Origin of the sequence: Streptomyces sp. NPDC048506 (assembly GCF_040651315.1) — a bacterium.
GTDB lineage: Bacteria > Actinomycetota > Actinomycetes > Streptomycetales > Streptomycetaceae > Streptomyces.
Genome location: NZ_JBEZIX010000120.1, coordinates 1 through 3,113 on the forward strand (window position 1 = coordinate 1; position 3,113 = coordinate 3,113).

Below are 3,113 nucleotides of genomic sequence, written 5' to 3' on the forward strand. Positions count from 1 at the left end.
CCCCATCCGCATATCTCACAGACCACGAATACAGCCACCCACCCACACCCATCAGCGACTTCGCAAGGATTCACCCCAACGAGCTGAAGTCAGTATGGCTGAGCCGACCTTGTGGGTGCCGGGGTGGCGAGTTCGCGTATCGCGTCGGCGACGGCTCGGAAGTCCTTGCTCAGGATCTTGGAGTGGTTGCTCGCGACCTTCGCGCTGACCCGGATGTTCGGGTTCCGGGCGAGCACCGGGTCGAGGTTGGCGCGTATCTGTTCCATCAGCTTCGGGTCGCCGCCCAGGTTGCCGCCCGTGGCGAGCACGTACCGGGTCGGTACCGTCACACGGTCGAAGACCGGGTCGAGGGCGCTGGGCGCGTAGAGCTCGTTGATCTCGATGTTGATCTCGGCGTGTTGGGCAGCGCTCATCCGTGCGGCCAGGCCAAGCCGGCGGCCGACCGGAAACAGCGGGCTCAGTCGGCGGAACAGCTTCCGGAGATGTTCCCGGGCGGCGTCGTCGAGCCACTCGTGCGGCAACGCGCCGTCCACGGACACCACTCCCAGGGCGCGGTCCGGATTCCGCGCGGCCCAGTGGATGGCGAGCATTGCGCCGTAGGACCAGCCCACCAGGATCGGCTGGTCGACGTGTCTGGCCGTGAGGACAGCGTCGATGTCACGGAGGCACGCCTCGAAGGAATAGTCCGCCGAGCACTTCGATTTGCCGCGGGCGCGCTCGTCGTAGGTGATGTGCCGGTAGCCGATGCCGAGGTCGGTGATAACGCGCCGCCAGTGCGACTGGTCGGCGTAGGAGCCGTTGAGGTAGACCACGGGACGGCCGGGCCCACCGGTGTCGGTTACGGCCAGTGCGGTGTCATCGATCGGCACCATGCCGGTGAAGGAGGGGTGCTTGATGGTCATGATGTGCCTTTCATCAGGGATGGAGGTGGATCGGGAGCGAGGGATGGTGAAGTCGTCGCGGGAGCTCAGGGGGTACGGCCGCGCGCCTTGCCGGACTCTTGGGGCCCGGTGGCGTTAAAGGCTGCGAGCGGTGATGTCGCCGTAGGCGGTGGTCGCATGGATGTTCAGGCCGGCGGCGCCCTCGGCGTTCTTGAGCGCGTTGTGGACCCGGCCATAGGAGGTGCCGGCGTCCAGGGAGGCGGAGACACCGCGGGCGGCGCCGACCGAGATGTCGCCGGCCTCGGTGCGCAGCGTGACCGTGCCGCGCATGGCCTCGGCGATGTGGAGGTCGCCCTTCTCCGTGCTGATTTCCGCGGGGCCACCCAGGCGACCGACCCAGATGTCGCCGGCGAGGAGGGTGAGGCTGGCGTCGGCGGTCTCGTCGAGCTTGACCGAGCCCTGTGCGCCTTCGAAGGCGACATCGCCTAGCTGCCCAACGCCCCGGAAGTCGGCGCTGGCCACCTTCGCCTCGATCCGTGAGCCGGATGGCAGTTGGACGGTCACGCCGAGGGATCCGGAGCTGCCTAGGACCCGGTTGGTCGCCGGTGAGGTCTCGATCCGCAGGACACCGTCGCTGTAGGCGACCTCGGTCTGCTCCGCCGCCTTCACGTCGCGGCTCTTGGTGGCGTCCGTGGGCAGGATCACGACCGTGGTGGCGGCTCGGTCGGCGGCGATGAACCGGATGTGTCCCGCGGGGATGTCGAGGACGACGGAGATCGGGGTGGGGGTGTCGAACTTCCGCATCATTGATCTCCCTCTTCTGCATCGCGCGCCTCTGCGGCACGCTGTTTCTGATAGAGAAAACGCTACGTTGCGTTCGAGGGGGCGACAACTAGATCCTTGTACGCAATCACCATTTCCGCAGGTAGAATTCGAGAAATCGTTGCAGCGACCGTCGAGGTGAATGCAACAAGCCTCAGTCAGCATGTTGCAATGAAGTGGAAGTGAACGCTATGCCGGAGACGCCGCAGACCGCGAAGGGGACCGCGATGCCGGGAGGCAGACTCACCCAGTCCGAACGCCAGCAGATCGCGCTGGGCCTGGCCGACGGCCTCGCCTACGCGGAGATCGGCCGACGCCTCGACCGCCCGACCTCGACGATCACGCGCGAGGTGATGCGCAACGGCGGCCCCACCGACTACCGAGCCGACCTCGCCCACCGGGCCACCGAACGCCGCGCCCGACGGCGTAGGCAGGCAGCCCCCCGCAGGCCGCAGGCGTCTCCTCAGTCCCATGGTCGAGACGCCGAGGTGGTACGCGCCTATGAGGAGACGTTCACCACCGTTCTCATGCAGACGGGCATGCCCAAGATGATGTCCCGGGTGCTGGTATGCCTCTACACCACCGACGCGGGCAGTCTCACTGCGGCCGAACTCGTCCAGCACCTCCAGGTCAGCCCGGGGTCGATCTCCAAGGCGATCGCGTTCCTGGAGGGGCAGGGCCTGGTCCGCAGAGAACGCGACGAGCGCCGCCGCGAGCACTACGTCACCGACGACGACGTCTGGTACCAGGCGATGATCGCCGACGCCCGCAGCACAGCCCACCTCGCCGGAACCGCACTCCAGGGTGCCGGTGTCCTGGGCCCCGGCACCCCGGCCGGCGCCCGCCTCGAACGCATCGCCCGCTTCGTCGACTTCGTCTCAGAGAACATCGCCCGCGCTGCGGAGCAGGCACGCGACATCCTGCACGCGCAACCCGAAACCACCTCGGACGGGGCTGGGTCCGGAGTCGCCGACCGAGGTCGGCCTCTTCGGCCGTGATCGGGGCGGCGACGGATGCCGACTCGGTGGGGGAGCCTGGTGCCGGGCCTGGTCACCGGCACTGCTGCGGCCGGCGTCGTCCGTGATAGGTCTGCAACGGGCGACAACGCCACCGCATCCGCTACGAGATACGAGCCGACTTGCACCAAGGGATCCTCGAACTCGCCTGCAGCATCATCTGCTTGAGACGACTACGCACCTCATTCTGAAACGACCAGTTACTGAGGTTTTCGTTAGTTCTGTGGGTGTGGTGGGCTCGGCTGGTGGCAGCATCTTGCTGTGCCTTTCGAGTCTCAGTCTGTTCCTTCCGAGGTGTCCGTTCCGCCTTTGACGCGGCCGCAGTTGGCCGAGGCCCGACGTATGCGGGCAGTCGAGTTGTTCGAGCTGGGACATCCTCATGCCGAGATTGCGC

3 protein-coding genes and 1 pseudogene are annotated in these 3,113 nt (G+C 66.9%); 2 read left to right on the plus strand and 2 right to left on the minus strand.

Annotated elements, in window-relative coordinates; translation table 11 throughout:
- Positions 1 to 89: 89 nt before the first annotated feature.
- Positions 90 to 902 (minus strand): alpha/beta hydrolase, encoded by an 813-nt coding sequence (locus AB0C96_RS42955; protein WP_362925738.1) that lies wholly within the window; start codon positions 900 to 902, stop codon positions 90 to 92.
- A 114-nt stretch (positions 903 to 1,016) separates the two neighbouring features.
- The gene (locus AB0C96_RS42960) at positions 1,017 to 1,685 is read right to left on the minus strand and encodes a DUF4097 family beta strand repeat-containing protein (protein ID WP_362925739.1); all 669 of its coding nucleotides are present in this window, start codon (positions 1,683 to 1,685) and stop codon (positions 1,017 to 1,019) included.
- A 245-nt stretch (positions 1,686 to 1,930) separates the two neighbouring features.
- On the opposite strand from AB0C96_RS42960, the gene AB0C96_RS42965 reads away from it, so the two are divergent.
- On the plus strand, positions 1,931 to 2,701 hold the full coding sequence (locus AB0C96_RS42965) for a helix-turn-helix domain-containing protein (protein WP_362925741.1): 771 nt from the start codon (positions 1,931 to 1,933) through the stop codon (positions 2,699 to 2,701).
- A 104-nt stretch (positions 2,702 to 2,805) separates the two neighbouring features.
- Positions 2,806 to 2,910 (plus strand): annotated as a pseudogene (locus AB0C96_RS42970) (IS5/IS1182 family transposase); the annotation flags it as partial.
- Positions 2,911 to 3,113: the final 203 nt, after the last annotated feature.

Excerpts from the sequence above, each read along its gene's own strand:
- AB0C96_RS42955 (WP_362925738.1), bottom strand. The coding sequence starts at position 902 with ATGACCATCAAGCACCCCTCCTTCACCGGCATGGTGCCGATCGATGAC.
- AB0C96_RS42960 (WP_362925739.1), bottom strand. The coding sequence starts at position 1,685 with ATGCGGAAGTTCGACACCCCCACCCCGATCTCCGTCGTCCTCGACATC.
- AB0C96_RS42965 (WP_362925741.1), top strand. The coding sequence starts at position 1,931 with ATGCCGGGAGGCAGACTCACCCAGTCCGAACGCCAGCAGATCGCGCTG.